This is a genomic window from Marinobacter halodurans, from assembly GCF_004327985.1.
In the GTDB taxonomy this organism is placed as follows: Bacteria; Pseudomonadota; Gammaproteobacteria; order Pseudomonadales; family Oleiphilaceae; genus Marinobacter_A; species Marinobacter_A halodurans.
Genome location: NZ_SJDL01000051.1, coordinates 1 through 25,665 on the forward strand (window position 1 = coordinate 1; position 25,665 = coordinate 25,665).

At 61.2% G+C, this 25,665-nt stretch carries 29 protein-coding genes and 1 tRNA gene; 22 read left to right on the forward strand and 8 right to left on the reverse strand.

Features of this window, described 5'->3' with window-relative positions; all coding sequences use genetic code 11:
* From EZI54_RS21485 to EZI54_RS21510, 6 genes are all read left to right on the forward strand, one after another.
* Positions 1-2,059: phospholipase effector Tle1 domain-containing protein (locus EZI54_RS21485; protein ID WP_207389309.1), on the forward strand; the 2,059-nt coding region annotated here is incomplete at its 5' end.
* On the forward strand, positions 2,056-2,655 hold the full coding sequence (locus EZI54_RS21490; protein WP_131483940.1) for a DUF2931 family protein: 600 nt from the start codon (positions 2,056-2,058) through the stop codon (positions 2,653-2,655). The genes EZI54_RS21485 and EZI54_RS21490, both read left to right, overlap by 4 nt.
* Positions 2,656-2,750: 95 nt before the next feature.
* A complete protein-coding gene (locus EZI54_RS21495; protein WP_131483941.1) occupies positions 2,751-3,299 on the forward strand; it encodes a VOC family protein in 549 nt (182 codons plus the stop codon).
* Between the two features lie 36 nt (positions 3,300-3,335).
* On the forward strand, positions 3,336-3,749 hold the full coding sequence (locus tag EZI54_RS21500; RefSeq protein ID WP_207389310.1) for a VOC family protein: 414 nt from the start codon (positions 3,336-3,338) through the stop codon (positions 3,747-3,749).
* Positions 3,750-4,042: 293 nt separating this feature from the next.
* Positions 4,043-4,906 (forward strand): isocitrate lyase/PEP mutase family protein, encoded by an 864-nt coding sequence (locus EZI54_RS21505; protein WP_131483942.1) that lies wholly within the window; start codon positions 4,043-4,045, stop codon positions 4,904-4,906.
* Positions 4,907-5,136: 230 nt separating this feature from the next.
* Positions 5,137-6,471, forward strand: coding sequence for a sensor domain-containing protein (locus EZI54_RS21510; RefSeq protein ID WP_131483943.1), 1,335 nt, complete (start codon positions 5,137-5,139; stop codon positions 6,469-6,471).
* A gap of 12 nt (positions 6,472-6,483) precedes the next feature.
* Here EZI54_RS21510 and EZI54_RS21515 read toward each other — a convergent pair whose 3' ends face one another.
* Both EZI54_RS21515 and EZI54_RS21520 read right to left on the reverse strand, forming a co-directional pair.
* Positions 6,484-6,834 (reverse strand): hypothetical protein, encoded by a 351-nt coding sequence (locus EZI54_RS21515; RefSeq protein WP_131483944.1) that lies wholly within the window; start codon positions 6,832-6,834, stop codon positions 6,484-6,486.
* A 144-nt stretch (positions 6,835-6,978) separates the two neighbouring features.
* Entirely contained in the window at positions 6,979-7,416 is a 438-nt protein-coding gene (locus tag EZI54_RS21520; protein ID WP_242674554.1) for a LuxR C-terminal-related transcriptional regulator, read from the reverse strand.
* Positions 7,417-7,638: 222 nt separating this feature from the next.
* Between EZI54_RS21520 and EZI54_RS21525 the strand changes: the two genes are divergently transcribed.
* From EZI54_RS21525 to EZI54_RS21580, 12 genes are all read left to right on the forward strand, one after another.
* Positions 7,639-7,782 carry a DUF3096 domain-containing protein gene (locus EZI54_RS21525; protein ID WP_131483945.1) on the forward strand — a complete coding sequence of 48 codons (144 nt, stop codon included), beginning with the start codon at positions 7,639-7,641 and terminating at the stop codon, positions 7,780-7,782.
* Between the two features lie 432 nt (positions 7,783-8,214).
* Positions 8,215-9,345 carry a fatty acid desaturase gene (locus tag EZI54_RS21530; protein ID WP_131483946.1) on the forward strand — a complete coding sequence of 377 codons (1,131 nt, stop codon included), beginning with the start codon at positions 8,215-8,217 and terminating at the stop codon, positions 9,343-9,345.
* Between the two features lie 116 nt (positions 9,346-9,461).
* Positions 9,462-10,100 (forward strand): VOC family protein, encoded by a 639-nt coding sequence (locus tag EZI54_RS21535; protein ID WP_131483947.1) that lies wholly within the window; start codon positions 9,462-9,464, stop codon positions 10,098-10,100.
* Positions 10,101-10,373: 273 nt separating this feature from the next.
* Positions 10,374-11,009, forward strand: a complete 636-nt coding sequence (locus EZI54_RS21540) for a glutathione S-transferase family protein (RefSeq protein ID WP_131483948.1) — start codon at positions 10,374-10,376, stop codon at positions 11,007-11,009.
* Positions 11,010-11,052: 43 nt separating this feature from the next.
* Positions 11,053-11,547 (forward strand): hypothetical protein, encoded by a 495-nt coding sequence (locus EZI54_RS21545; protein ID WP_131483949.1) that lies wholly within the window; start codon positions 11,053-11,055, stop codon positions 11,545-11,547.
* Between the two features lies 1 nt (position 11,548).
* The gene (locus EZI54_RS21550; protein WP_131483950.1) at positions 11,549-11,740 is read left to right on the forward strand and encodes a hypothetical protein; all 192 of its coding nucleotides are present in this window, start codon (positions 11,549-11,551) and stop codon (positions 11,738-11,740) included.
* A 235-nt stretch (positions 11,741-11,975) separates the two neighbouring features.
* Positions 11,976-12,800 (forward strand): hypothetical protein, encoded by an 825-nt coding sequence (locus EZI54_RS21555; protein ID WP_131483951.1) that lies wholly within the window; start codon positions 11,976-11,978, stop codon positions 12,798-12,800.
* 193 nt (positions 12,801-12,993) lie between these two features.
* On the forward strand, positions 12,994-13,233 hold the full coding sequence (locus EZI54_RS21560) for a hypothetical protein (protein ID WP_131483952.1): 240 nt from the start codon (positions 12,994-12,996) through the stop codon (positions 13,231-13,233).
* A gap of 175 nt (positions 13,234-13,408) precedes the next feature.
* A complete protein-coding gene (locus EZI54_RS21565; protein ID WP_131483953.1) occupies positions 13,409-13,594 on the forward strand; it encodes a hypothetical protein in 186 nt (61 codons plus the stop codon).
* Positions 13,595-13,799: 205 nt separating this feature from the next.
* Positions 13,800-14,675 (forward strand): AraC family transcriptional regulator, encoded by an 876-nt coding sequence (locus EZI54_RS21570; protein WP_131483954.1) that lies wholly within the window; start codon positions 13,800-13,802, stop codon positions 14,673-14,675.
* An 84-nt stretch (positions 14,676-14,759) separates the two neighbouring features.
* Positions 14,760-15,119 carry a VOC family protein gene (locus tag EZI54_RS21575; RefSeq protein WP_131483955.1) on the forward strand — a complete coding sequence of 120 codons (360 nt, stop codon included), beginning with the start codon at positions 14,760-14,762 and terminating at the stop codon, positions 15,117-15,119.
* Positions 15,120-15,382: 263 nt separating this feature from the next.
* Positions 15,383-16,015 (forward strand): LysE family translocator, encoded by a 633-nt coding sequence (locus EZI54_RS21580; RefSeq protein WP_131483956.1) that lies wholly within the window; start codon positions 15,383-15,385, stop codon positions 16,013-16,015.
* 143 nt (positions 16,016-16,158) lie between these two features.
* Here EZI54_RS21580 and EZI54_RS21585 read toward each other — a convergent pair.
* Positions 16,159-16,234 (reverse strand) — tRNA-Thr (locus tag EZI54_RS21585).
* Between the two features lie 250 nt (positions 16,235-16,484).
* On the opposite strand from EZI54_RS21585, the gene EZI54_RS21590 reads away from it, so the two are divergent.
* Positions 16,485-17,105, forward strand: coding sequence for an ABC transporter ATP-binding protein (locus EZI54_RS21590; protein ID WP_131483957.1), 621 nt, complete (start codon positions 16,485-16,487; stop codon positions 17,103-17,105).
* Positions 17,092-17,886, forward strand: coding sequence for an ABC transporter permease (locus EZI54_RS21595; RefSeq protein ID WP_131483958.1), 795 nt, complete (start codon positions 17,092-17,094; stop codon positions 17,884-17,886). Before EZI54_RS21590 ends, EZI54_RS21595 begins: the two co-directional genes overlap by 14 nt.
* A 284-nt stretch (positions 17,887-18,170) precedes the next feature.
* Here EZI54_RS21595 and EZI54_RS21600 read toward each other — a convergent pair whose 3' ends face one another.
* The 5 genes from EZI54_RS21600 to EZI54_RS21620 form a co-directional block, all read right to left on the reverse strand.
* Positions 18,171-18,326 carry a DUF1127 domain-containing protein gene (locus EZI54_RS21600; protein WP_131483959.1) on the reverse strand — a complete coding sequence of 52 codons (156 nt, stop codon included), beginning with the start codon at positions 18,324-18,326 and terminating at the stop codon, positions 18,171-18,173.
* A gap of 265 nt (positions 18,327-18,591) precedes the next feature.
* Positions 18,592-20,163 (reverse strand): methyl-accepting chemotaxis protein, encoded by a 1,572-nt coding sequence (locus EZI54_RS21605; RefSeq protein ID WP_131483960.1) that lies wholly within the window; start codon positions 20,161-20,163, stop codon positions 18,592-18,594.
* Between the two features lie 167 nt (positions 20,164-20,330).
* The gene (locus tag EZI54_RS21610; RefSeq protein ID WP_131483961.1) at positions 20,331-21,107 is read right to left on the reverse strand and encodes a substrate-binding periplasmic protein; all 777 of its coding nucleotides are present in this window, start codon (positions 21,105-21,107) and stop codon (positions 20,331-20,333) included.
* Between the two features lie 166 nt (positions 21,108-21,273).
* A complete protein-coding gene (locus EZI54_RS21615; protein ID WP_131483962.1) occupies positions 21,274-21,777 on the reverse strand; it encodes a Spy/CpxP family protein refolding chaperone in 504 nt (167 codons plus the stop codon).
* A 113-nt stretch (positions 21,778-21,890) separates the two neighbouring features.
* Complete coding sequence (locus EZI54_RS21620; RefSeq protein WP_131483963.1) at positions 21,891-22,781, reverse strand: carbohydrate kinase family protein; 891 nt, start codon at positions 22,779-22,781, stop codon at positions 21,891-21,893.
* A gap of 294 nt (positions 22,782-23,075) precedes the next feature.
* Between EZI54_RS21620 and ahpC the strand changes: the two genes are divergently transcribed.
* On the forward strand, positions 23,076-23,639 hold the full coding sequence (ahpC, locus tag EZI54_RS21625; protein WP_011787240.1) for an alkyl hydroperoxide reductase subunit C: 564 nt from the start codon (positions 23,076-23,078) through the stop codon (positions 23,637-23,639).
* Between the two features lie 225 nt (positions 23,640-23,864).
* The gene (gene ahpF / locus EZI54_RS21630) at positions 23,865-25,451 is read left to right on the forward strand and encodes an alkyl hydroperoxide reductase subunit F (RefSeq protein WP_131483964.1); all 1,587 of its coding nucleotides are present in this window, start codon (positions 23,865-23,867) and stop codon (positions 25,449-25,451) included.
* The last annotated feature ends 214 nt before the right edge of the window (positions 25,452-25,665 follow it).

The following is a 25,665-nucleotide window of genomic DNA, read 5'->3' on the forward strand; positions in this document are numbered from 1 at the left end:
TGACCCAGCACCCAAGGAAATGGACATGCAGATTAAACGCCCCCGGGATCTCGAACTCAGGGATCTCCCCCGTATCGAATCGCCAACGTTTGCCCCGAGCAATCTTCCACTCAACACCGATCTCGCCGGCCCCAGCCTGCACAAGGCGCTCAAGTTGGCTGACGACTTCATCGGTAGCCCCTATCGATCTGACAGGGAACGAATGGATCGGCTTAAACGCAAGTTGCGGGACGGCTCCCTGGTCCTGGTCAAAGGCACGACCGATACACGGCCCTTCAGCCCGTTGATCGCCTGGGAGGAGGACGGCGTTTTGCCGGGTCGCTGGAAAGTCGTGAAAGACGTCCACGGCCTGAACCTCGCCTCCTGGGTCGCCCGCATGAACGACTGGCAGATCACGCTGGAGCAGGTCGAGCGCCTGGGACCCGGTAGCGTGGGGCATCTGTCGGCGAATTCATTCGACAGCGATCTCCGGGAGCGGCGGGCCGCCGAACGAGAGCGGGCTCAGCGGGACTCGCAGAAGAATCTTTCGTTGCCGGTGGGGGCGGCTGCGGGTGTAGCGCCTTTGGCGGCAGAAACTGCTGATGCTTCAGAGCAGGAGCCCTCTGACAAGGAACTTCATATTGAGGTAGGGGTTTTCCTCGACGGAACGGGAAACAACGCGGGCAACGTTGAAACGTATAAGAAAAAGGTGGCAGAGCTATGCACAGCCCCTCTTGATCGAGGGGATATCGATAAGGAGGAGTGCTCACTCCGTCTAGCGTTGACGCTGGGTGACAGCTATGCAAGCGAGCAAACGAATGTGTTTAAACTTTTCTCTCTCTACCGGGAAGAAAAGCATGAGGACGAAAAAGAAGTCATGAAAAAAGCTGGCATCTATGCCCCGGGTGTAGGCACTTCAACCGGCCAGGATGACTCGCTCATCAGCTCAGCCACAGGCCTTGGCGAAATGGGCATACTCAATCAAGTCACGCACGCCCTAGACGAAACAGTTCGCCGAATCAGGCTCTTCAGTAGCGAGCAACAACCAGACGCTCTCACCTTCGACATATTCGGCTTCAGTCGTGGCGCCGCCGCTGCAAGGCAAGTGGTTGCTGAAATTGCAAAAGGGCTTAATGGCGAGTTAGGCAGGAAACTAAAAGCCGCGGATATTAGCTACCCAACCAAGGTCCAGATACGTTTTGTAGGTCTCTTCGATTCTGTCGCAGGCGTGCTCGATCCACTTAACCTGGATTTCACGACATCAAACGACAGAAATCAGCCTGTTGATATTTACCTCGACCCAAAAACCGTCAATTCAGCAGTACAACTCATCGCGGCTGACGAGTGTAGAGAAAATTTTGCACTAAACAGCATCGCAAACGAGGATGGTACCATCCCGAGTAACTTCACCGAGATTTCCCTCCCAGGTGCCCATTCCGATGTGGGTGGCGGCTATCCGGATATGATGACCGAGACAGTTCTTCTCTCGCGCAAGCGGGTCATTGATGATCACAGGACTGAATGGCCGGAACAGACTGTCGACTGGGACAACCTCGAGTCAATTCTAGCCGACACTGCGGCTCAAGGCTGGATTGGTGAAAATAGCCTCAAAATGGATAAGGGCAGCATTCCCTTCTTGCGGATAGATAAATCAACGCAAAGAGACCCCACCCCAAACGGACGAGTCACACTCAAGCTCCACATGGCTCGACATGTAAGAGGTGAATTGTCGCGCATTCCCCTGCGAATAATGCATGACCTTGCATTGAGATCAAAAGTCCCATTAAACCCCGTGGAATCATTAGATGAGGGCGTTGAGCTTCCTACTGAGCTGGTCGCAATACTCGACAAGCTTTGGTCCCAAATCAAGCAAGGATCCGACAAGCCAGAAATTTCCGAAGAGGACAGAAAGCTTCTGCTGCAACGATATGTTCACCACTCAGATAACTTTAACCCGGTAAAATTCCTAGCCGCCCAGAGTATCGTTGAGCTCGAAATTCCATGGGATCTGATCCTGCCATTCAAACCAGCTGCGCACCGTAGTCGCATCGTTCACGCCAATGCGCCGGAGAACGCATGAAATTACTCGCCTTATCGTTGATTTCCTTATTTTTTATAACTTCATTGACCGGATGCGCAGCATCAAGTGAGGCAGGTCGAAGTTGGTCGTTCTCAGTCGCTGCACCGGAACATTATCGCGTCTGGGTCGAGCATCTCGAACTCGAGAAGTCAGGGGTCAAACACTGGCGCATGCCTATAGGCGGCGTGGATTGCTGCTGGAAAGGTCCAGATGGACCAAGTGGGCCGGGTGGACCAATAACCGTTCTGCCTGACTACATTGGCATCCAATGGTTCTCTTTTTCGGAGCAGAAATACTATCAACGCCTGATTCCTGTTCCTGAACACCTCAAGCAAAGGATGGAACAGCCCGCAACTTATTCCGGTGCCCATGGAGAACATCAGGCGCCCAGGGATATGTTTGTTGTAGGTCTCGCCCCCGGGGGACAAATCGTTCTCTGGATCATGAACCAAATCGGCAATGAAATCGAAGTCGCCCGGATGCAGGCGAACGAGATCGGGGGGGACCCCAACGATTATCGCGCGGCCACGAAGCGATACCTCGAAGCAAACGCCGCCTACCTCAAGCAACACGGTGTCCCGACAACAGGCTGGTAGTTACCATATATCCCGAAGGGGCAGGGTAAGGGAGTAAACCGTATTGCCGGGTTGTCCGGTTTTTTTCATCACGCGGGATGAAATAGGGCATCGATATGCGATTCAGGGGCGTCCATCACGTCGAGTTTTCAGTACCGAACTACGAGTCATCGGTGCCGTTCTACGACCGGATGTTCGGCTGGCTGGGCTACACGAGCTTCTGGACGTTGAACGTCGGCTACACCTCCACCTACTACATGGCCCGTTTCCCGATGCCCCACAGCTACATCGGGATCCAGCCCGCCGAAGAGGATCGGACGCTGGATCACACGGCGCACCAGGTGGGCATCCACCACATCGCCCTGTGGGCCCGCAGCCGGAAAGAGGTGTGGCAGTTCTACGAGGAGTTCCTGGTCCCCGAGGGTGTGGAGGTCACCGATCAGCCGGCGGAATACCCCATCTATGCACCGGGCTATTTCGCGGTGTTTTTCCTGGACCCCAATGGCATTCGCTGGGAGTTGGCGTTTACGCCCCGCATACCCACGCCGGGCAATGTGCTGCGAACGCTGAAGGCCGTTCGCGAGCTGCGCAAAGCCCATCCGGAATGGACCGAGCATCCGGCAAGGGCCATGATGAGGGACATACCTCCCCGAAAACGCCGGTGACCTCTGGAAAGCGGCGACCAACGGGGATAATCCCGCATGGCCGAAACCGAAATGATCCCCAAATCAGCGACGCTGCGCATTGTCAGACCCACCGATCATCTCGCCGCGACCACCGCGATGTATAGGAACGGGCTGGGCTTCCAACTGCTGGGCTCGTTCCGTGACCACGACGGCTTCGACGGCGCGATCCTCGGCCATCCACGGCACAACTATCACCTGGAATTTACCCACCATCGGGGCACAACCGTGGGCCGGGCGCCGACGCCCGATAACCTGCTGGTGTTCTACGTGCCGGAGCGTTTGGACTGGGAAGCGAGCTGCCGGCGAATGCTTGAGGCCGGTTTTGTACCGGTCGAATCCTACAATCCTTATTGGGATGACGCCGGCCGGACGTTCGAGGACATCGATGGCTACCGGGTCGTGCTCCAGAATCGGGCCTGGTTGACGTAACACGGTCGGCATGCCATCGATCGGTTGCCCCGGGTTTTGTGGTGACCGGCACCGAATAGCGCCCGGATACGTACAAGTCCCCATGTGGCTTGTGCGGCTCTCAAACCATTGTCGTGCTGCCCTGGCGCCGTCGCGGCGTTATCCTCATCCACTCGATATGCAGGGTTTTTCGACGCTCTTCTGGCACGGCGGGGAACGTTTCTTGCTGTCTCTGCGCCCAAGGCGTCTTTCCGGGATTTCCTGGCTGTCTATCGCCCCTCATTCGCTGTTGACCCCGACCAAGGAGTACATGAATGGCAACACCCTCCCAACACGATCTCCGCAAGGACTTCCGTACGCTGCTGGAAAGCAACCAGTGCTATTACACCGCGTCTACCTTCGATCCCATGTCGGCCCGTATTGCCGAGGACCTGGGGTTTGAGGTCGGAATCCTGGGCGGCTCTGTGGCGTCACTTCAGGTATTGGCCGCACCGGACTTTGCGCTCATCACCCTGAGTGAATTCACCGAGCAGGCGACGCGGATCGGGCGGGTGGCACGATTGCCGATCATCGCCGATGCGGACCACGGCTACGGCAACGCGCTGAACGTGATTCGCACCATTACCGAGTTGGAGCGTGCGGGCGTGGCGGCACTGACCATCGAGGACACGCTGTTGCCGCCCAAGTACGGCCGCAAGTCCACGGACCTGGTGCCGGTGGAGGAGGCTGTGGGCAAGATAGAGGCGGCGCTGGAAGCCCGCATCGACCCGGCCATGGCGATCTTTGCGCGGACCAATGCCGGCCACCTCAGCACCGGGGAAACCATCGAGCGGGTCAAGGCCTACGAGGCCGTCGGCGTCGACGGCATCTGTATGGTAGGGATTCGCGATTTCGCGCATCTGGAAGCCATCAGCCAGCATGTGGATGTGCCGCTGATGCTGGTCACCTACGACAACCCCGAACTGAGCGATCGCGATCGCCTGGCGGATAACGGCGTGCGCATCGTCGTCAACGGCCACGCCGCCTACTTCGCCGCCATCAAGGCCACCTACGACTGCCTGCGTGAGCAGCGGGGCATTGCCGAAGGCAAGCTGTCCGCCAGTGAACTGTCCACGCGCTATTCCACCGTCGACGAGAACGTTGAATGGGCGCGTCGGTTTATGGACGTGCACGAGTAACAGACCACATCCCGGCCAGCGGCTGCCGGGTGATGAACCGCGTTGGCGAGCGATTCCGGGACGGCCGGATCACTCCGCCAATGAGGTCCTCTCCGCGGTTGCCCGCACCTCTGTATGGCTTTCCTCCGTATTGACGTTTTTCACCATTTTGCCTCTCGTTACTGCCGTTTCCCGCGAAGACGGATTATGCTGAACCGTGATGTTTATCCTCGGGTTACTGAAGCGCTGGCATGTCTGTTGATCCTGAACTGTTATCCCACAAGCTGATTCACCTGCTGCCGGACCCGGTGTTCGTCGTCGATGAAAACGGGTGCATCGTCTTTGTCAGCAAAGCTTGTGAGACGTTATTGGGCTACACCGCGGAGGAGATGCTTGGCACGCCGATTACAGGCTATGTCCACCCGGACGATCAGGCACGGACGCTGGCGGCCGCCCGGCGGGTCATGGATGGCCAGCCGCACATCGATTTCGAGAACCGTTACGTGCGCAAGGACGGCGATGCCGTCCACATCCTGTGGTCCGCACGCTGGTATGAGGAAGACCGTGTCCGCATTGCCGTGGCCCGGGATGTGACCGCCTTGCGCCGGGCCGACCAGAAGCGGGACATCCTGTACCAGGTATCGCAGGCGGCACACGCCGCCGATAACGCCCGCGATCTGTGCGAGGCCGTTTGCCGCATTCTCGATACCTTTCAGGACGGGGATGACCTCTATGTCGCCCTGTACGATGCTGATCGCAAAGTCCTGTCCTATCCCCGCCTGACTGACGGCGACGTTGGATGCTGGGTGGATGCGCCGCTGACAGGGAACTCTGCGGCGGCGAACGTCATCCGGAGTGGACAGGCACTGCTGGCAACGCGGGACGGGCAACGACCGGGCCTGGGGCTGAATCGTATCGCACGGCCCGGCGAATCGGCCTGGCTGGGGGTGCCGGTGGTCTCCCGGGACCGGGTCCTGGGGCTTGTGATCATTGAAAACCGATCGCCGGCCGCGTCTTACTCAACCGACGACCTGGATCTGCTGCAGTTCGTGGCCATGCAGATGGCGACGGCCCTGGAGCGCAAGCAGGCTGAGGACAACCTGCGCTACCTGGCCCATCACGACCCGCTGACGGGGCTGACCAACCGCACCCTGTTCTACGACCGGCTGGAAACCGCACTGCGGACCGCGCGCCGGACGAGGGAGAAAGTGGCCCTGTTGTACCTGGACCTGAACGGGTTCAAGCAGATCAATGACCGCAAGGGGCACGAAGCCGGGGACCGGGTGTTGTGCGAGGTGGCCGCGCGCCTGGAGGCCTGCACCCGCGAGTCGGACACGGTGGCTCGCATGGGCGGTGACGAGTTTACCGTCCTGCTCACGGGGCTTCACGACGCCGGTGCCGTGGAGGCGCAGGTCCGCAAGATCCGTGACGCGATGGCGGCACCGATGCGCCTGGGGGATGAGTTGCTGACGGTATCCACGAGTATCGGCGCGGCGATCTATCCCGACGACGGCGAGGATGCCGGCCAGTTGTTACGCCACGCGGACGCCAGCATGTATGTAGTCAAGCGGGCGTCGGTGGGGTAGTTCAGCGACGCTTCATGGGTCTGGAACGAGCGGCTCGCCGCTTTCGCACACGTAACCGGTGATGGCATCTTCGGACAGGACGGTATCGCCTTCATCCGGCCCTACATAATGGAATGCCGGTCCATATTCCGCCTGACAGGCCCTTTCGTAGAATGCTTTCACCTCCTTTTCCGGCTCAAGGGCCACCAGCGTGTAGCTGCCATCCGAGTTGGGCCTGAGTACCTGGATCACCTGCATCGACTCGCCGGTCGGGCTCTGGATGGTCAAGGGTTGCCGGAGGGTGTCCGTGGCCGGTACTTGGCAGCCGGCAAGCAGCGTTACCAGCACAACCAGGGGGATGAGGGTGCTGCGGTGGTTTCTCATCCTTGAGACTCCTGAGTGATCGATCAACGCAATTTAGCCCATTTTCCAGCGCCTGTCAGGAGCCGGGGCGGTGGACTGTTCCCGTTCCGGACCCCCGACGTTGAAGTCCAGCCGGCCATTGGCAATCCCCGCACGGATGCCTGATCAGGTCTCGTCCGTCAGCCGGGCGAACAGCGGCATCAACAGGGCGAACAGCTCCGCCTGGGAGGAGATGCCGCACTTGGCATAGAGCTGGCGGCGGAACACCTTCACGGTCTGCGGGCTGACGTCCAGGTGCAGTCCTATCGACAGGGACGAATGCCCCCGCAATATGAACAGCGCCACCTCCGCCTGCCGCGGGCTCAGCCGGATGTCGTGCTGGCGCCGGAGCGCCTCCCGCAGCCGATCGCCCAGCGGGGCGGGAGGTTGCGGACGGCTGTCCCCGGGCTGGAAATCCTGCCAGTTCTTTTCCGCCAGTGCGCTCAGTGTCCGTTCGTTGTTGTGCAGGGCCTGGATCTCACGCTTGCTGAACGGCGCGCCGCTGGAGCGGTCCCGGCCCAGGCAGGTGGTGATGGTGACCGTGTCCGGCACGGTGGCGAACACGGCCATTTCATCGAGCAGGGTGGTCTGCCCATGTACGACGGCCGCCTGGATCCGAAGGCGTTCTGCGGCCGCTCGGTGGACCGAGGCTGAACGGATGGCAAGGTGATCGTAACCCGGGGACCCGCTCGCGTCTGGTAGGGTTGTGGATATAGACGACTTGTCGCAGAACGCGACAGGGCTGTTCGCGCAGAGGCTCCCATCACCTGCCAAACGGAGTTCGGTATGACAATCCATCTGGAAGCGGCACCACTGATCACGCTGGGCGCCGGCCTGGCAATCCTGTTCTTCCCACGGCTGCTCAATTACATCGTGGCGTTCTACCTCATCGTGCTCGGCATCCTGGGATTACTGGGCCAGGGGTTTTGACCCGGGCCTGAGTCCACGAGGAAGCCTTATACAGGGCTCGCAATCGCGCTGTTTGATCCGCGGTTGTGGCTTTCATTGAAGCCGTATGAACCCCCGGCGGTCAGCTTCGGCTGGCCGTCAATACCCGCCTGCCTGAAACAATTTGTTGCCTGAAACTCTTTGCGTTTTATATCTATTTTACATTTGAAGTGTTAGTTTGGTCGTTCCGCGTGCAACGGAGCCCTCGTAAATGCCTGAAAATCGAAAAAATAATGGCATGGTGCCGGTGGGACGTGGACGTGATGATAGCGTCGGGTTCCTGCAGGAGGAATCGGGTCAGGGCTCCCATCAGCAGTTTTCATCGCGGGCTGCCGGAGGATTCGGCGGCCGGTGCGTGTCTGTGCGCGTGCTTACGGAAGGAGATTTCAGGGGTTCTTCAAGCTGTAGACCGTCATGAATACAACAGAGGCGCTTGCCGCCGATAAGAAAAAAATCGTTGCGCGTTTTTCCACCAAGAGCGATGCCATTGCGGCATTTCAGCTGTCCACCACCCTCATTCCCTATCTGACGGCTTGGTACCTGGCCATTGAGAGCCTGACCGTGTCCCTCTGGCTGACGGCCGCCTGCACCGCCGTGATCTGCCTGTTGTTGCTGCGGGTGTTTGTCCTGATGCACGAGTGCGGGCACAACTCGCTGTTCGCCACACCCCGTTATAACAAGGTGGCCGGCTTTGTGCTGGGTGTCATCTGCGGCATGCCCCAGTATGTGTGGTCCCGCAATCACGCCTACCATCACGCTACCAACGGCAACTGGGACCTCTACCGCGGCCCGCTGGCCACGCTTTCGCTCGATGAGTTCAATGCGCTGTCTCCCCGACAACAGACCGTCTATCGGGCCACCCGTCATATCGCCATGGCGCCGGTGGGCGGATTCATGTACCTGATCTTCAACCCGCGTTTCACCTGGATCAAGGGCAGTCTGGCGCTGGCCAGCCACCTGCTGAAAGGCAAGTGGCGCGAACCGCAGCGCTCCCTGCGAAGCCTCGCGGCGGACTTCCAGCCGCGTTACTGGAAGAACTGGAAAGAGTACCGGCACATTACCGGCAACAACCTGGTCCTGCTCAGCCTCTGGGCCGGCATGAGCCTGGCGGTGGGCCCGCTTGCCTTCTTTGCCATTTACCTGACCAGCCTGTCCCTGGCCGGTGCCGGGGGTATCATCCTGTTTACCGTCCAGCATAACTTCGAGGATGCCTGGGCAGTGGATGAGGCCCACTGGGACTACAACCGGGCCGCGGTCGAGGGCACCAGCTTCCTGGTATTGCCCGGCTGGCTGAACTGGTTCACCGCGGACATCGCCTACCACCACATTCACCACCTGTCGGCGTCCATTCCCAATTACCGGCTGGCGGAATGCCACCGTACCTATGCGCACCATTTCACGGGCGTAAAGCGGATTTACCTGCGTGATATTCCGGCGGCTCTCCGGAACAACCTGTGGGATGCGGACAATCACCGGATCACGTCCCACGCCGCCGTGCAGGACCGCAGCAGGCGCTGGAAAGGGGTGCCGGAGACGTCCGTCTGACGTCTTTCCCCGGCCGCTTTTCCATGGCGTCCCCATGCCCGGAAGCTACACTGTCAATTGGGGGCCTTGCTTCCCGGATGCCATGCAGCCGGGGCTTTCATCGACGGTGACCTGCAATGACAGCCAGCATCATCGATCATCTTGTCGTCACCGCGCCCGATCTCGACACGGGCGTGGACTACGTGAATGCCAGACTCGGCGTCACGTTGCAGGGTGGTGGCGAGCATCCGCGCATGGGGACCCATAACCGGCTACTCAGGCTGGGCGAAACCACCTACCTGGAAGTGATTGCCATCAACCCGGCCGCACCTCCCCCCGGGCGTCCACGCTGGTTTGCGCTGGACTCGCTGGCGGCCGATTCCCGGCCCCGGCTGCAAACCTGGGTGGCCCGCACCAACGATATCCTCGCAGCTGGCCGCGCCTCCGACGATCGTTTGGGCCGGATCGAACCCATGTCCCGGGGCAACCTCGAGTGGCTGATCTCGATTCCTCCCGACGGAAACCTGATCTTCGATGGCGTCGTGCCCGCGCTGATCGAGTGGGGCTCCGATGACCACCCGGCGGCAAAACTGGCGGACGCAGGGTGCGAACTGGTGGGCCTGGAGCTGTTCCATCCGCAACCCGAATGGATTCAGGCACTTCTCGATGCGATCGGGTTCCAGGGCCCCGTCAGCCTCGCCCGCTGCGCGCCGTCCGAAGGGGGCTACCTGGTGGCAAACCTGCGCACACCAAGCGGGTTGGTCCGGCTGTCCTGAATCCGCCGATCGACAGTGGAGGTCCATTATTGAACACGGGGCCGTTGCAGGGCGCGCATGAAGACCGATAACACCTCCGATGACCTGCCAACTGCGCGGCCCAGCCTCTCTGCGGAAGCGGCACAGGTGGCGACCGCCAAGCAACCGCGTTTTACGCTCCGGTGTGATGTATCGCCTGCGTCAGGGAATGGGGTATGAACGGGGCATCGCGCAGCGCTCCAAACTCGTCTAATCTGTCAGGGTTTCAATCACCTTCAACGGAGTGAATGTGCCATGCCGATGACCGAATCCCCCGACTGCGACCTGATCTTCTACACCAACCCCATGTCCCGCGCCCGTATCGTGCGCTGGATGCTGGAGGAGACCGGCGCGACCTACCGCCAGGAAATCATGGAGTACAACACCACCATGAAGTCCGAGGCGTATCTTGCCATCAACCCGATGGGCAAGGTGCCGGCCATCGTTCACAAAGGGCAGGTGGTCACCGAATGCGCGGCCATCTGCGCCTACCTGGCGGACGCGTTTCCGGAGGCGGGCCTGGCGCCGGAACCTTCCGGGCGGGCGGCCTATTATCGCTGGCTGTTCTTCACCGCCGGGCCGCTGGAGTCGGCGGTGATCGATCGGGTGCTGGGTGTCAAGGTGGCCGATGAGCAGCAACGGATGGTGGGCTACGGCAACTATGAGCAGGCCGTGGACACGCTGGCGGGTGCGGTTGCGGCTTCGCCGTATATCGCCGGTGACCGGTTCACCGCGGCGGACGTCTACGTGGGATCCCAGATCATGTGGGGCATGCAGTTCGGCTCGTTGCCCAAGCGGGCGGAATTCGAGGCATACGGCGCCCGGCTGTCCGAGCGGCCCGCCCTGAAGGCCGCCATGGCCATCGATGACGAATTGGGGCAACCCGCCTGAGGGGCGCCCCGACACCCAACGCGGGCTGAAGTGGAGTGGGCATATGCTCAAACAGGGCGCGTTGCTGTTCGCCATGATCGGGCTGGTGGCCTGTAGCGGGCAACCAACCGGCCCAGTGTCCCGGGACGCCCCTGCGGCAGGCGGGCCGGCCGCCGAAGCGCCGATCGATCGCAGCGTGAAGGGCGCCGTCAATGTGGTCCGGCGCTACTACGCGGCCATCGACGCCGGCGACTTTGATACGGCCTACGCCCAGTGGGGCGAATCCGGCCCACCGGGGCAGGCCTACGACGACTTCGTCAGCGGCTTTGCCCGGACCGTGCGAGTAACGGTGGAGATCACCGGCGAGCCCCGCCCGGAGGGCGCGGCGGGGTCCATCTATGCCAGGGTCCCGGTCAGCATCCGGTCCGAGTTGGCCGACGGGCGCTGGCAACACTTTGAAGGTTACTACGTGGTGCGCCGTGTGAACGACGTGCCCGGTTCTACGGAAGCCCAACGGCGTTGGCACCTGGAAGGGGCCGACCTGCATAAGGTGCGATGACATGATGCGTTTCATGGTGGTGGTGCTGTTCATACTGGCATCCGCAGGGTGCTCGAACCGTGGTATGTACGAATCCATGCAGAGCACGGGCGAGCGGGAGTGCGGCACCCTGCCGCCGGGTGCCTACGAGCGCTGCATGGATCGCTACAGCAAGGACTACGACGAGTACGAACGGGAGCGGAAAGCGCTGTAGCGGCACACCGTCTACCGGTCATGGTTAATGATGTGCAATGAACGGTTCGTCGACCGCGGCGGAAAAGGCGCGTTAGCAGGTCGATCCTGTCGGGATCGAAGGGCTGCTGATCCTGCTTTTCGAACAGCCACAACGACCTACAGCGGCGGCCTATAATGACAAATCGATAAGCCGATTCCGGAGCGTCTCTCGGGTATGCTGGGCCCCATTCAATTGGCGCTTGTGGATCAACCTTGTGAGACGTTTTCGCTCTCTTTTCACCTTACTTCTACTCACCGTGACCCTGACCGTCCTGGGGGCCTCCCTGGCCAAACCCGACGTGCCGCTGGATCTGTCCGACCGGCAGCTCTCGTGGATCGCCGGCAGGATCTTCCAGAACGAATGCGCCGGCGACACCGACTGTCTGGTGCACTGGAGCGAGGGTGATGATTTTCCGTCCCTCGGTATCGGCCACTTCAAGTGGTACCCGAAGGGCGTCGAGGAGCCGTACGCCGAGAGCTTTCCGCAGTTGGTGCACTACATGGCGTCGGAGTCCGTCGGCCTGCCGGAGTGGCTCGCCAACATGAGCCCGCTCGACGCGCCCTGGCCGGACCGTGAGACCTTCCTGATGCACCAGCACGGGCCACAGGTCGAGTTCCTGCGCTGGTTCCTGGACGAGACCCGGCACATCCAGGCCCGCTTCATGTACGAGCGGACCCAGGATTCACTGGACGAAATCCTCGCCGCGACCCCCAAGGCCGACCGACCGGCCATGCGCGAGCGCATGGACAAACTGCGCAGCACGCTGGGCGGCGTCTACGCGCTGATCGACTACGTCAACTTCAAGGGGGAAGGGCTGGCCGACCGCGAGGCCTATCACGGTCAGGGGTGGGGCCTGCGCCAGGTGCTCATGCGCATGGGGGACATCGACCAGGGCACCGCCCTGGAGCGCTTCCGCGTCGCCGCCGCCGATGTGCTGAAACAGCGGGCCAACAATGCGCCCAGCGCCGTCGAGAAAAAACGGTTGCTGGCCGGCTGGCTGAACCGGGTGTCCACCTACCACGAGGTGGGGCAGGTCTGATGCCGACCGGACCAGCCGGTCTCCAGGCCGTTAAAGCAGGATTGTTATCGGATATGTCGCCTTTGGCGGCCTGAGTATCCATCCTCTGGTATTTCGTTGGCCCAGTCCGTAAGCTTTTGCGTGGTGCTGGACAGCATCGAACTGAAAGACCAAGGAGGGTGCGGTTTTTCAGTCAACAACAATAAGGTGCCCTATGCAGCATGTTCTGCAAGATCATGAATTCGTCAGGCTCGTCAAAGAAGAACTTACCCCGCAACACACGGTTTACCGAATAGAAGTCGAAGGCGAAGGCACGCTGTACAGCTTCGACAACCACCACACCGCCGTTCAGTATTTCGACATGCTGCTGCGACCGTTCTTCGCAGAAGCCCGCCGCCGGCTCCGTGCGGCCTCCTCCAGAAAGGTCAGCGCCGACCCGCCCGCCCTGGTGTAGCACCACTCCGGAATCATCCGGATCGGCAACCCGTTTCATACGACTGTCATCCAGGGGCGCTTTAATGCACCTGCTCCGGCGATTCTCCTGTCGGCTGGAGCCAACCCGGCGCCGGATAGCGTCGCACTGGAAAGCCAGGGATGGTTGGTTTTTCAGCCCCCGGAATAGGTGCCGTATGCAGGACATTCTGCAAGACTACTCATTTGTCCGACTGATCAAAGAGCAGCTCTCACCAAAGCACACCGTCTACCGGATCGAACTGGACGGCGAGGGCACGCTCTACAGCTCCGAAAGCCTCCATGCCGCCGCGCATTATATGGACATGCTGTTGTACCCGTTGCTGACGGAGTCTGCTGCCTGATGGGCGTTGTCCCCGCGGCAAGCCATTCAACGTCACTCGTCATTCGTACTTGCAGTGCCCTGGAGTGATCCAAGGGGATATGAGTGGACTGTTTGCGTCTATATAAAATTTTCTATAATGCATAACACGCAAATTGGCCTCAGCATACGGCGTATGGCCTGGACAATGATCACGGGCCGCGTAAGGCACTCAGGGTGGCTCTGAAGTGACGATATACCGTGAATTTGCGCCGTCGGCGGCGCTCGCTCCCTTCGTGGAATGTTTCTGGGTGGCGCGGTCCGGTGAGCGCACCGGAGCCACTTCCCGGGAGATCCTGCTGCCGGATGGAACAACCCAGCTCATACTCAGCTTTGGCGGGGCCTACCGTCGTTTCCAGCATGCCGATGCCGAGCGTGGAGAGCGTGTGGCGGGCAGTCACGTCGCTGGTTTGCGCGCCACCGGGGTCTTCATCGAGCAGGAGGGCGGTGAAGACATCTTCGCTATCCGGTTCCGGGCGGGCGGTTTGTACCCGTTTCTCCAGATTCCCATGTTGGAACTCGTGCAGGGCAACCTTGCCCTGGAGGATGCTCCGGCCAGACTGGCCGATGAGCTTGAGGGGCGTGTGTTCGATGCGATCACCCCGGAACAACGGGTGGCCGCCGCCGAGGCGTTGTTACTGCGGCGGCTTCGCGCGACTGGCGCGGAAGCGGAAACGCGGGCGGCGTACGTGCGGCATGCTGTCGGGCGAATCTATGCCTCGCAAGGCCGGGTTTCGATCGATGCCCTGAGTCGTGAGCTGGGCTTGGGGTACCGAACCCTGGATCGTGCCTTCAACCAGTATGTGGGCGTTCCGCCCAAACGCCTGTGCCGCATCGTGCGATTCAATCATGCGCTGCTCCTGATGCAGCAGCACGGTGCCGGGGATGTCCCATGGATCGCCCTGGAGGCGGGGTATGCGGACCAGCCTCACCTGATCCGCGACTTTCGTGAGTTTGCCCACGCGACGCCTGTCCCGTTCCTGGAGAGGCGCTACCGTATTGTCGAGGTCAGTCGACCAGCCCTGGAACGGCGATTGTCCAATTCGTTCAATACGGATCGCTGAAGTCGTTTTACGCTTCAAGGAAACTTGGGAGGCTCCTTTCGGCTTCCCGGCTTCAGCAACCTTCCGATCAGCGAGGGCATTCAAATGAGCGTTAAACCACGCTTCGGCTTTCTGGTGGAGTATGTCAGTGACATTGAGGCGGCCACGCGGTTCTACACTGAGGTCGTCGGGCTTGAGGTTCAGCGGCATCACCCGACCTTTGTCCAGTTCGACCATTTCGCGATCGCCAGCGACGCACCTATGGCCGGCGGTAGCAATCTGGAGTTGTATTGGCTGGTGGACGATGCGGAGCGCGCCCTGGGAGAGTTGCCGCAGGAAGCGCAGGTGTGTCTGCCGCTGACGAGCTTACCGTTTGGAAAAGTCTTCGGTATCAGGAACGCGGACGGAAAGCCTCGCTACCTGTTGGAACTGGCTGCGGACCGACCCAGCCGGGCCGTGGGTTGAGCGCGGACGGTAGGGTCGAACCTGCCGCGGCGATATGCCGTCTATGCACAAGGGTTTGGGCCCTGGCCGGATCTTCCAACCCGGGCTGGAACCAGGACGGGGTAGGGGCAGCGCCCGTTAAAGAAGCTGCCATTCATGACACCGGGCCAGCTCACGATTCCCCTCCGGTGAGCTGGCAGGCCTGTGCCGGTTGGATGGCACCGGTTGGTCAAGGGTGTTGACCACTCTCATCAATTCCAAAATTCCAACTGAAGGATACCCAGATGCTTACTTCCCTGCTGGCCATTGCGGTTCTTCACTGGGCGGTTCTCGTGATCCCGGGATTCAACTTTGTTCTCGTCGGGCAATTGGCCGCCAGTGGCAGTCGTGTGGCAGCCTTTTCCGCGGTTGCTGGTATGACGGCGGCCACGCTGGGCTGGGCCACTCTGGCCATTACCGGGGTCGGAGTCGTCTTCACCTCGCATGCGGTTTTCAGGGAAGCGGTTCAGGTTGCTGGTGGCCTCTATCTGCTTTACCTGGCCTTCAGGCTTTGGCGCTCTGATCGCCAGGGCACCGTTACGGAGGCGTCCGTGCTCAGCGCACCGGCTGCGTTTCGGGCGGGCTTTATGACCAGCGTCCTGAATCCCAAGATTGCCCTGTTCTACGGCAGCATCTTTGCTACCGTTCTTCCCCAGGACCCGGGCCTTCCGTTGATGGCGTTGTCGGTCCTGCTTGTCTTCGCCAATTCGGCAGTCTGGCATTCGTCCATTGCGCTGCTGTTTTCGCGCCATGCCATCCAGACCGCTTATCTACGCAACTACCAGGCGTTGAACCGTGTCTCTGGCGTCGTCGTTGGCGCCTATGGGGCCAGACTGATTTCCTCCGCAGCCTCGGAGTTCCGGTCGCGCGTCGCGTAGGGTTTCAGGGGGCAGAGGTGTTCGTTGGAAGGCGTCAGGTCGTGTATCTGCCGGTCAACACGAGGCTTGATGTCCGTTCAGGGTCACTACCCGTGCGAGTCGCACCCAGTAGACCCTGATTCACAGCATGGCATGCCATGAAATGGTGCCGGGAACAGGAGTCGAACCTGCGACCTGAGCATTACGAATGCCCTGCTCTACCTGCTGAGCTATCCCGGCACATCGGGTCTGGCGGCCTGGAGGGCAGGGCGCCGGTGTGTTTGTGCCTACGCTAACCGACGGAATAATACCACTTCAACCGCTGACGTCATCCCCCGGGGTGACTTTCCGTGACGCCGTCACCGTTCGGCCCTATGCCCTTGGCATCATGGCACCCTGGAACGCGTGATCCGGGGCGCCCGCTCTTCACGCGGGGCTTTTATTGGCTACACTGCTTCGGATTCCCTTCACAAGAAGTCGTCCTGTTGTTATGGAAGAAACGCCGGGCAGTCTGGCCCTGGAGAATGTGGCCGTCGGTGCGCTGAACGCGGTGTCGTTCAGTGTGGCCCCGGGCGAGGTGGTTTGCCTGTCCGGCCCGTCGGGCGTCGGCAAGAGCCGGTTGTTGCGTGCCGTGGCGGATATCGAGGCCCACCAGGGAGCGATCCGGCTGGCCGGGGAAGCGCAGTCATCGATGCCGGCCCACCAGTGGCGCCGCCGCGTGGTGATGGTGCCGGCGGACAGCCAGTGGTGGTTCGATACGGTCGCCGGACATTTCGACGGCGACCTGCCGGAAGACGACCTGGCCGCCCTGGGGTTCGGGCCGGAGGTGGCGGGCTGGTCGGTGAGCCGTCTGTCCACCGGGGAGCGGCAGCGGCTTGCCCTGTTGAGGGCGATGGTGCTCGAACCCGGCGTGTTACTGCTGGATGAGCCCACCAGCAACCTCGACGCCGAGCGGGCACGGGCCACCGAGCGCTGGCTGCTCGATCGGATCGAGGCGCGGCGCATGGCGGTGCTCTGGGTCGCCCACGATGCGGAGCAGATTGCCCGCGTGGCGCGGCGTCATGTCCGGCTGGTGGATCATGGGATGGAGGTCGTTCGTGAATGTGATTGACCTGGCCTGGTGGAAGCTGGCGCTGACGGCGGGCCTGGTCCTGTTGCTGGCTGTCACGATCCATCTGGGGCGGCTCGGGATGACCCGCAGCCTGCTGGTTGCCGCGGTGCGGACCGTGGTGCAGTTGTCGTTGATCGGCCTGGTGCTGGAGGCGCTGTTTGCGGTGGGCAGCCCGGTCTGGGTACTGCTGATGGCGCTGGTGATGCTGCTGGTGGCGGGCCGTGAGGTCATGGCGCGCCAGGGCCGCCGTTTGCGGGGGCCGTGGGCGTTCGGCCTGGGAACCGGCGCCATGTTCGTGTCGTCGTTTACCGTGACCGTGTTCCTGCTGGCGGTGGTGATCGGGCCCCGGCCCTGGTACGAGCCCCAGTACGCGATCCCGTTGCTGGGTATGATCCTGGGCAACGCCATGACCGGTATTGCCCTGAGTCTGGATCGGTTGACGGAGGCCGTCTGGCGCCAGCGGGCGGTGATCGAGTCCCGCCTGATGCTGGGTCAGACGTGGCGGCAGGCCGTGGGAGACATCCGCCGGGACGCCATGCGCAGCGGCATGATGCCGTCGATCAATGCCATGGCGGCGGCCGGTATCGTCAGCCTGCCGGGAATGATGACGGGCCAGATCCTGGCGGGCAGTCCGCCGGGTGTCGCGGTGAAATACCAGATCATGGTGATGTTCGCGATCACGGTGGGCTCGGGCTTTGGTTCGGTGATGGCGGTGGCCTGGGGCAGCCGTCGCCTGTTTGACGAGCGCGAGCGGTTGCGGCTGGATCGTCTCACGTCGTGACGTCGTTATGCCGGCAGGGTTTGCCCGGATTACCGGGTTTTGAAGTCTTGAGGTGTTGGCGAGAGGGGACGGCGTTATATCGGGGCAGGTAAAGCATGACTGCTCGACCTACCCCGTTATTCTTTGCGGTTGCCGGTATGGTGACAGACCCGTTGTGTGTGGTGTCGTGGGTCTGGTGTGTCCCCGGAATCCAGTGGCTTATGCGGCACACTGCGATCTACCGGCGGGGACGGTGCTTTCGTGATCCTCACGAAAGGCTTTCTGGCCCTGCGGCCGGCGTCGTCTCAGTCGAACTTCCAGAACGGCTGGCTCAGACGGAATTCGGCCTGCTCACGGGAGTAACCCACGTCTTTCAGCAGACGGTCGTCCATGCGGCTCACCATGAAGGCGAAGTCTCTTTTCTTTTTCCACTTGCTGTAGAAACCCATTGCTTTTTTCATCAGATTGTCTCCTTTCGGATCAGGTTTGGAGGATTGCTCTAGGATGACAATATGATAGGTCCCGAAGTTTTTTCTGGGTATACCTAGAAACACTTATCTTCTTTTATTTTAGTAAGTTGCGGGGTTTTTGATGATTCGGGGAGGATCGAAAATCGTGATGGGTCCGAGTGAAAAATGCCATTCGTAGAAACCCGAAGAAGGCCCCTTTTTCACGTAAGGAAAAGCCACTACCGGGGGAGCGGTAGTGGCGTTCTCGATACCGGTTTCAGACCTGGAAGCGGGCAATCTGGCGGGTCAGGTTTTCCGCCAGGCGGGCCAGTTCGTTGCTGGAGGACGAGACCTGCTGGGTGGCGTTGGCGGTCTGCTCGCCGTCCTCCCGGATTTCAGTGACGTTGCGGTTGATGTCTTCGGCCACCGAGGCCTGTTCCTCGGCGGCGGTGGCGATCTGGTTATTGTATTGGCGGATGTCTTCAACCGACTGCACCACGTCGCGGATGGTGTCCCGGGTGGACTCCGCCCGGGCGAGGGTCTGCCCGGCCAGTTCGGTCCCGCGTTCCATGCTGGTTTTTGAGGTGTCTGCGCTGTTGACCAGGTTGGTGATCAGGGTTTCGATCTCGGTGGCGGAGTCCTGGGCACGCCGGGCCAGCGACCGCACCTCGTCGGCCACCACGGCAAACCCGCGGCCATGCTCGCCGGCCCGGGCGGCCTCGATGGCGGCATTCAGGGCCAGCAGGTTGGTCTGTTCGGCCACGGCCTTGATGACGTCCAGGATGGTGGCGATGTTCTGGGTCTCGGACTGCAGGCCCAGCATTTCCTCCATGACGTTGTCGATCTGGCTTTTCAGGTCGGCGACGTTTTCCAGGGTCTCCCGGACGGCGTGGTCGCCGTGGGCCGATTTGTCGTTGGCGGTCTTGGCGGTCTCGAAGGCGGACTCGGCGCTGCGGGCCACTTCGCTGACGGTTGCGGCCATCTGGTTCATGGCGGTGGCCACCTGGTCGGTCTTGTCACGCTGGCTTTCCACGGCGGCGCTGGTCTGCTGGGTGACCGTCGACAGCTCTTCGGCGGCCGAGCCGATGCTGGCGGCACCGCTGTCGATTTCCCGGATCAGCTTGCGCAGGCTGCGCACCATCCGCCCGAAGGTGTTGAGGAGTTGCCCGAATTCGTCGCCGCGTTCGCTGCTGGTGTCGACGGTCAGGTTGCCGTCGGCCACGGCGTCGGCAATGGCCAGGGTTTCCCGGATGGGGCGGGTGATGGAGCGGGTCATGGTCCAGCCCAGCAGCGAGGCGGCAATCGCCGCCAGGATCGATGTGGCAACGATGGTGGTCAGGGCGCTGTCGTAATCCTCGTCCATATGCTCGAGCTGGACCTGACGCAGATCCATGGCGGTGTTGATGGCTTCTGCGGCGGTATCGCTCAACTGGGACTCGATGGCACTGGCGTCGCTGCCAAAGGTGCCCAGGGCCTTTTTGTAGTCCTTCAACAGTTCTTCATAGCGGCCGGCGTTGTCGATAATCAGGTCGACACGCTCTTGATCGTCGGGCACCACCAGTTTTGAACGGAGATTCCGGGCGATACCGGCGGCCTCCCGCGCGCTCTTGCCGGCGGCCTCCATAAAGTGAGACTCGCGGCGAAGTTGGAAGCCGCGCTCATTGTTACGGGCATCCATCAGGGCGGCCTTGATGTCGCCCACTCCGGCCACGATGCGGGCACGATGGGCGTAGCTTTCCAACGCCAGGGCGCCGGTCACGGAGATGACGATGGTGAGGATGACCAGGATAAAGAAACCGGCGACGAGCTTTTTACCGACAGAAATACGATTGAGGGTTTGCGACAACATGGGTTGAGATCCTCTCTTTAGTGCCGTCACGGAGACAGGCGGGGAAGCGTCCGGGCCCGCCCGATGGTTGGAACTGTACCTGAAAGGTTAGCCGCTCAATGGCGCGCATCAAGCCGTTCCGCTGGGGGCGCCGGTCGGGCGCCTTACGGACCGCCGCGGAAAGGGGGTTATCTCCGGACGGTCGGGTGGTTACTGACCTGGAGCATAGCGGGCTCGTCGGTGACGCCCGCGCGGTATTTCCGGATCAGGTTATGGTAGCGGGGCGTCTTGCTGAGCTGCGCCATGGCATCGCGAACGGCATCGGCTTGCAGCACCAGCGGTGATTGGCGGGAAATGGCAATCCAGGATGCTTTGCCCTCGACCGTGTAAGGGGACACGCCGACGTCGATATCGAAGTGCTCAACGGTATAGAGCCCCACCAGTTCCGGCGCAATCACCACGTCCACGTGGCGCTGCTCCAGCATGCGCATCAGGTTTTCGTAACGGGTGGCGGTCACCTTGTTCAGGGTGTCGTCGCTGTCAAAACGCGGGAAGTAGCTGCTTCCGCGCAATACGCCGATGGTCCTGCCCTGCAGGTCGTCGTAGCTCGTGATCCGGTTTTCCGGGTCGCGGAAGAAGAACAGGCGACGCTCCGCCGGAAACGCCTGGACCACGAAGTCCATGTACGCGTCCCGCTCATCCGTCTTGAGCGGTCCCAGCATGAAGTCGGCCTGACCGTTTTCCATCATCCAGAGCACGCGTCGAAAAGGCGCTTCCTTATAGACGATGTCCCAGTGCAGTTGCCGGCCGATCTCATTGAAGATATCGATATACAGCCCCCCGAACCGGTTGCCGTCGACGATGCGGTAAGGCGGCGCGTTGTTCACGCCGACCACCACCCGCTGGGTGTCGGCGAGTGAGGGCAGGGCCAGCAGGAGCAGGCTTGCCAACAGGAATGGGCGCATGAGCGTGGCCTGACGATTGCCGGGCTGTCCATGCCCGGAAAATGAAGGACTCACGCAAGTATAGCGTTTTAGTTCCTGTTCCGGTGTCAGATCTTGTAAAGGGGGCGGCCATTGCGTCCTGGCGGCCCACCGGCCGTCAGGACATCGGCTGCCTCCCGCGAACGCGTTATTGGCCCTGCTGGAGCTGGTTGCGGATTTTCTCGCGCGTATCCAGCGACTCCTCCAGCATTTCCAACTGCAGGTCGTTGATACGTTTCTGGGCTTCAAGAATGGCCTTCTTATCGACTTTCTCGGCCGTGTAGGCGCGCATCATGTTGTAGCGCTCCTGGCGGACACTTTCCATGCGTTTCCATTGATGGTCCTGGAAATCGCGTTCTATCCGGTGAATCGACTCCCGCTGTTTGTCCGAAAGATTGCTCCAATCTCCATAGCCGCCCGGCGCGCCGTACATCATGCCAGGGCCGCCCATCATACCTGGGCCTCCCATCATGCCGGAGCCTCCCATCATGCCGGAGCCTCCCATCATGCCGGGACCGCCCATCATGCCGCCGCCATAGCCCCAGCCTGGCATGTCGTCTCTATCGTAGCCGTGGCCCCATGCAAGCCCGGAAAAGACCAGGGCTGCGGCGAACCCCATCGCAGGCAGCCTTCGTTGTTTGGGATTGATCATGCTCGTCACTCCTGAGTGGAAAGAAAAATGATGGAACCCCTTTAAAGTCCACTTTAGGTGGCGCGGTTGGGGGGTACCTTGATTCCCGTCAAGAATGACAGCGGCCGGGGACACTAGAGCGGCAGGCCGGCCTGCTGTACCAGCTGTGCTGGGTTCATGCCCGGTGCGGCCAGCCTGTCCGATCCGACACACAGGGCGCCGCCCGCAGCGGCGAGTTTCAGGCAGTCGGCCAGACTGGCATGGCGTCCATAGCCATACAGGAAGCCGCTGAAGAAAGCATCGCCCGCCCCGTTGGTGTCCAGGACGGTGTCCACCCCGAAGACCGGCTGTTCCAGCCACTGGCCGTGGCGATCCAGCAGGGTTGCCCCGTGCCGGCCGTGGGTGCAGACCACGAACTGCTTGCCGGATCCGACCAGCGCTTCCATGACCGGGCGGTAGTCCGGTAACCGGTCGCTGGACAGGAAGAGCACATCGGCCGCCTCGATGAAGGGCTGGTGGTAGGTATCCTGGCCGTCGTAGTCGTGCAGGTCGATCCAGACCGGCTTGCCCATCTCCTTCGCCAGCGCCAGGGCGGGGCGGGTATAGGCCAGGATGTTGATCACCACCACATCGCTGTGTTCCATCGCAACGCGGACCGCCTCCCAGTCCACATCGGAAGGCTCCGGGGGCGGTTGCACGAAAAAGGAGATGCGGTCACCTTGGGCGTCCATCAGGTTGACGTGCTGCTCGGTGGGTTCGGGGGTGATGGTGGTCAGCAGGTGAATGTGCTCGTGGGCGAGCTGTTCACGGACGAAGCGGGCCTCGTTATCCTCGCCCAGCAGGGTGTGCAGGGTCACGGTGTCGCCCAGCGCCGCCAGGTTGAGCGCCTTGCCGGCACCGGTGCTGCCCAGCGCCCGATAGCTGGCCCGGGGCCACAGGGTCTGGGCCGTCGGGGTCGGGAACTGATCCAGGTGGATGATGGTGTCGACGGACGTGCCGCCAACGATGAGTACGGATCGGGTCATGGCCGGGCTCCACTGCAGCGTCGGGAAAGGCGTCAGTGTAGTGGAGTTGCAACAGTCCCGGCTCATCCTGGGCACTACGCCCGGAGTCAGTTGTTCACGGTGTAAGCAGCGTGATCCGTGCCAGGATACGGATTCTTAAAGAAATTCCGTTTCTTGCGTAAAATCATGACAAGCCTAAAGTTTTTTCTGTTATATAGGGCGGGTCTATAGGTTGTTTTAGAATAATCAATTTAAATCGGTGGCGGCTTGCCGTTACCTTACGCATTCCAATCACTTTTCAAGGAGTCATTTCACATGGGTATTGTTAACAGCGAAATCAAACCGTTTAACGCAACCGCCTTCAAACAGGGCGAGTTCGTCGAGATTTCTGAAGCGGACGTGAAGGGCAAGTGGGCGATCTTCTTCTTCTACCCGGCCGACTTCACCTTCGTGTGCCCGACCGAGCTGGGCGATGTGGCTGACAAGTACGAAGAGCTGCAGAAGCTGGGCGTTGAAGTGTTCTCCGTGTCCACCGACACCCACTTCACCCACAAGGCCTGGCACGATACGTCCGAGACCATCGGCAAGATCAACTACTACATGGTGGGCGACCAGACCGGCACCATCACCAACAACTTCGGCGTGATGCGTGAAGGCCAGGGCCTGGCGGACCGCGCCACGTTCCTGATCGATCCGGACGGCATCATCCAGGCGGTTGAAATCACTGCCGAAGGCATCGGCCGTGACGCCGACGACCTGCTGCGCAAGGTCAAGGCGGCCCAGTACGTCCGCAACCATCCGGGCGAAGTCTGCCCGGCCAAGTGGAAAGAAGGCGAAGAGACCCTGGCTCCGTCCCTGGACCTGGTCGGCAAGATCTAAGTTTCCCCGACTCGGTGAAACTGACTGGAAGGCCCGCTCTGCGGGCCTTTCTCATTTCTGCAGGGCGCAAAAAACCGGTTTATATAGCGATTTGCTATTAAAGTTTTTGGGTCAATTAATTTGAGCGTTCTCGCCCGCGACCGTATCGTTGTACCCAGATTTGAAACGAATTCTCACTGAGTTCAATTCACGAGTTTCACGTTAATACGAGGGGAAATACACACGATGTTGGATGCCAATCTGAAGGAGCAATTGAAAGGGTATCTGGCCAACGTCCGGGAGCCGGTCGAGCTGGTTGCCACCCTGGACGACGGGGCCAAATCCAGGGAGCTGCTGGAACTGCTGCAGGAGATCGACGCGCTGTCCGACAATATCAGCCTTCGTGACGACGCGGATGCCGACGTGCGCCGCCCATCCTTTGCCATCAACCGCGTTGGCACCGACATTGGCGTCCGCTTTGCCGGTATCCCCATGGGGCATGAATTCACGTCGCTGGTGCTGGCGCTGTTGCAGGTGGGCGGTCACCCGTCGAAGGCCTCCGAGGAGGTGATCGAGCAGATCCGGTGCCTGGACGGCGAGTTTGAGTTCGAGACCTATTTCTCCCTGTCGTGCCAGAACTGCCCCGACGTGGTCCAGGCCCTGAACCTGATGAGCGTGCTGAACCCGAAGATCCGGCATACGGCCATCGACGGTGCGCTGTTCCAGGACGAAGTCGAGCAGCGTGAAGTCATGGCGGTGCCCAGCGTCTACCTCAACGGCGAGTCCTGGGGCCAGGGCCGTATGACGCTGGAAGAGATCGTGGCGCGCCTGGACACCAGGTCCGACGAGAAGGAAGCCGAGAAGATCAACCAGAAGGACCCGTTCGAGGTGCTGGTGATCGGTGGCGGGCCGGCCGGCTCCTCCGCAGCCATTTACGCGGCGCGCAAGGGCATTTCCACCGGTATTGCGGCCGAGCGCTTCGGCGGTCAGGTGGCTGACACGATGGGCATCGAGAACCTGATTTCCGTGACCTATACCGAAGGGCCCAAACTGGTGTCGGCCATGGAGCAGCACGTCAAGGAATACGACGTGGACATCATGAACATGCAGCGCGCCGAGAAACTGATCCCGGCGGCACAAAAAGGCGGCCTGCACGAGGTGCGGCTGGCCAACGGCGGCTCGCTCAAGGCCCGCAGCGTGATCCTGTCCACCGGTGCCCGCTGGCGGCAGATGGGCGTTCCCGGCGAGGAAGAATACCGCAACAAGGGCGTGGCCTACTGCCCGCACTGCGACGGCCCGCTGTTCAAGGGCAAGCGCGTGGCGGTGATCGGTGGCGGCAACTCCGGTGTGGAAGCGGCCATCGACCTGGCCGGCATTGTCGGGCACGTCACGCTGATTGAGTTCGCCGCTGACATGCGCGCGGACGACGTGTTGCAGAAGAAGCTGCGTAGCCTGAAGAACGTCGAGATCATCACCTCCGGCCAGACCACCGAGGTTACCGGCGAGAATGGCAAGGTGAATGGCCTGAACTACACCGACCGCAACACCGGTGAGAACCATCACATCTCGCTGGAAGGCGTGTTCGTCCAGATCGGCCTGGTGCCCAATACCGAGTGGCTCAAGGGCGACATCGAGCTGAGCCAACATGGCGAGATCATCGTCAACGACCGGGCGGAAACCTCGATTCCGGGCGTCTTTGCCGCCGGCGATGCGACCACGGTGCCGTACAAGCAGATTGTGATTTCCATGGGTGAAGGGTCCAAGGCCGCCCTGAGCGCCTTCGATTTCCTCATCCGCAATTCTGCGCCGGATGAAGAAGACAACGCCGCCTGATCGGCGCCTACCGGCTGGGAGGCGGGCTCACCCCGCTCCCCATCACGACAGACCCCGGTTGGCCAGGCGGCCAAGCGGGGTTTTTTGTTGGTGCGCCAGGCATGGCGCGTAGCGCCTTGACGGGCGCTGTTCTGGTACAGGTGGTGCTGGCCGGATGACTTGGGGGTGCAAGTCCCCTGTGGGCCCGGTAAGGGGAACTACTAGCCGAACGGCA

Bases quoted from the DNA above. Each gene is read 5' to 3' on its own strand.
- EZI54_RS21620 (WP_131483963.1), bottom strand. From the start codon at position 22,781: ATGACCCGATCCGTACTCATCGTTGGCGGCACGTCCGTCGACACCATC.
- EZI54_RS21580 (WP_131483956.1), top strand. From the start codon at position 15,383: ATGCTTACTTCCCTGCTGGCCATTGCGGTTCTTCACTGGGCGGTTCTC.
- EZI54_RS21590 (WP_131483957.1), top strand. From the start codon at position 16,485: ATGGAAGAAACGCCGGGCAGTCTGGCCCTGGAGAATGTGGCCGTCGGT.
- EZI54_RS21505 (WP_131483942.1), top strand. From the start codon at position 4,043: ATGGCAACACCCTCCCAACACGATCTCCGCAAGGACTTCCGTACGCTG.
- EZI54_RS21540 (WP_131483948.1), top strand. From the start codon at position 10,374: ATGCCGATGACCGAATCCCCCGACTGCGACCTGATCTTCTACACCAAC.
- EZI54_RS21515 (WP_131483944.1), bottom strand. From the start codon at position 6,834: ATGAGAAACCACCGCAGCACCCTCATCCCCCTGGTTGTGCTGGTAACG.
- EZI54_RS21615 (WP_131483962.1), bottom strand. From the start codon at position 21,777: ATGATCAATCCCAAACAACGAAGGCTGCCTGCGATGGGGTTCGCCGCA.
- EZI54_RS21610 (WP_131483961.1), bottom strand. From the start codon at position 21,107: ATGCGCCCATTCCTGTTGGCAAGCCTGCTCCTGCTGGCCCTGCCCTCA.
- EZI54_RS21510 (WP_131483943.1), top strand. From the start codon at position 5,137: ATGTCTGTTGATCCTGAACTGTTATCCCACAAGCTGATTCACCTGCTG.
- EZI54_RS21550 (WP_131483950.1), top strand. From the start codon at position 11,549: ATGATGCGTTTCATGGTGGTGGTGCTGTTCATACTGGCATCCGCAGGG.
- ahpC (WP_011787240.1), top strand. From the start codon at position 23,076: ATGGGTATTGTTAACAGCGAAATCAAACCGTTTAACGCAACCGCCTTC.
- EZI54_RS21600 (WP_131483959.1), bottom strand. From the start codon at position 18,326: ATGAAAAAAGCAATGGGTTTCTACAGCAAGTGGAAAAAGAAAAGAGAC.
- EZI54_RS21530 (WP_131483946.1), top strand. From the start codon at position 8,215: ATGAATACAACAGAGGCGCTTGCCGCCGATAAGAAAAAAATCGTTGCG.
- EZI54_RS21560 (WP_131483952.1), top strand. From the start codon at position 12,994: ATGCAGCATGTTCTGCAAGATCATGAATTCGTCAGGCTCGTCAAAGAA.
- EZI54_RS21490 (WP_131483940.1), top strand. From the start codon at position 2,056: ATGAAATTACTCGCCTTATCGTTGATTTCCTTATTTTTTATAACTTCA.
- EZI54_RS21575 (WP_131483955.1), top strand. From the start codon at position 14,760: ATGAGCGTTAAACCACGCTTCGGCTTTCTGGTGGAGTATGTCAGTGAC.
- EZI54_RS21525 (WP_131483945.1), top strand. From the start codon at position 7,639: ATGACAATCCATCTGGAAGCGGCACCACTGATCACGCTGGGCGCCGGC.
- EZI54_RS21605 (WP_131483960.1), bottom strand. From the start codon at position 20,163: ATGTTGTCGCAAACCCTCAATCGTATTTCTGTCGGTAAAAAGCTCGTC.
- EZI54_RS21535 (WP_131483947.1), top strand. From the start codon at position 9,462: ATGACAGCCAGCATCATCGATCATCTTGTCGTCACCGCGCCCGATCTC.
- EZI54_RS21500 (WP_207389310.1), top strand. From the start codon at position 3,336: ATGGCCGAAACCGAAATGATCCCCAAATCAGCGACGCTGCGCATTGTC.
- EZI54_RS21565 (WP_131483953.1), top strand. From the start codon at position 13,409: ATGCAGGACATTCTGCAAGACTACTCATTTGTCCGACTGATCAAAGAG.
- ahpF (WP_131483964.1), top strand. From the start codon at position 23,865: ATGTTGGATGCCAATCTGAAGGAGCAATTGAAAGGGTATCTGGCCAAC.
- EZI54_RS21545 (WP_131483949.1), top strand. From the start codon at position 11,053: ATGCTCAAACAGGGCGCGTTGCTGTTCGCCATGATCGGGCTGGTGGCC.
- EZI54_RS21495 (WP_131483941.1), top strand. From the start codon at position 2,751: ATGCGATTCAGGGGCGTCCATCACGTCGAGTTTTCAGTACCGAACTAC.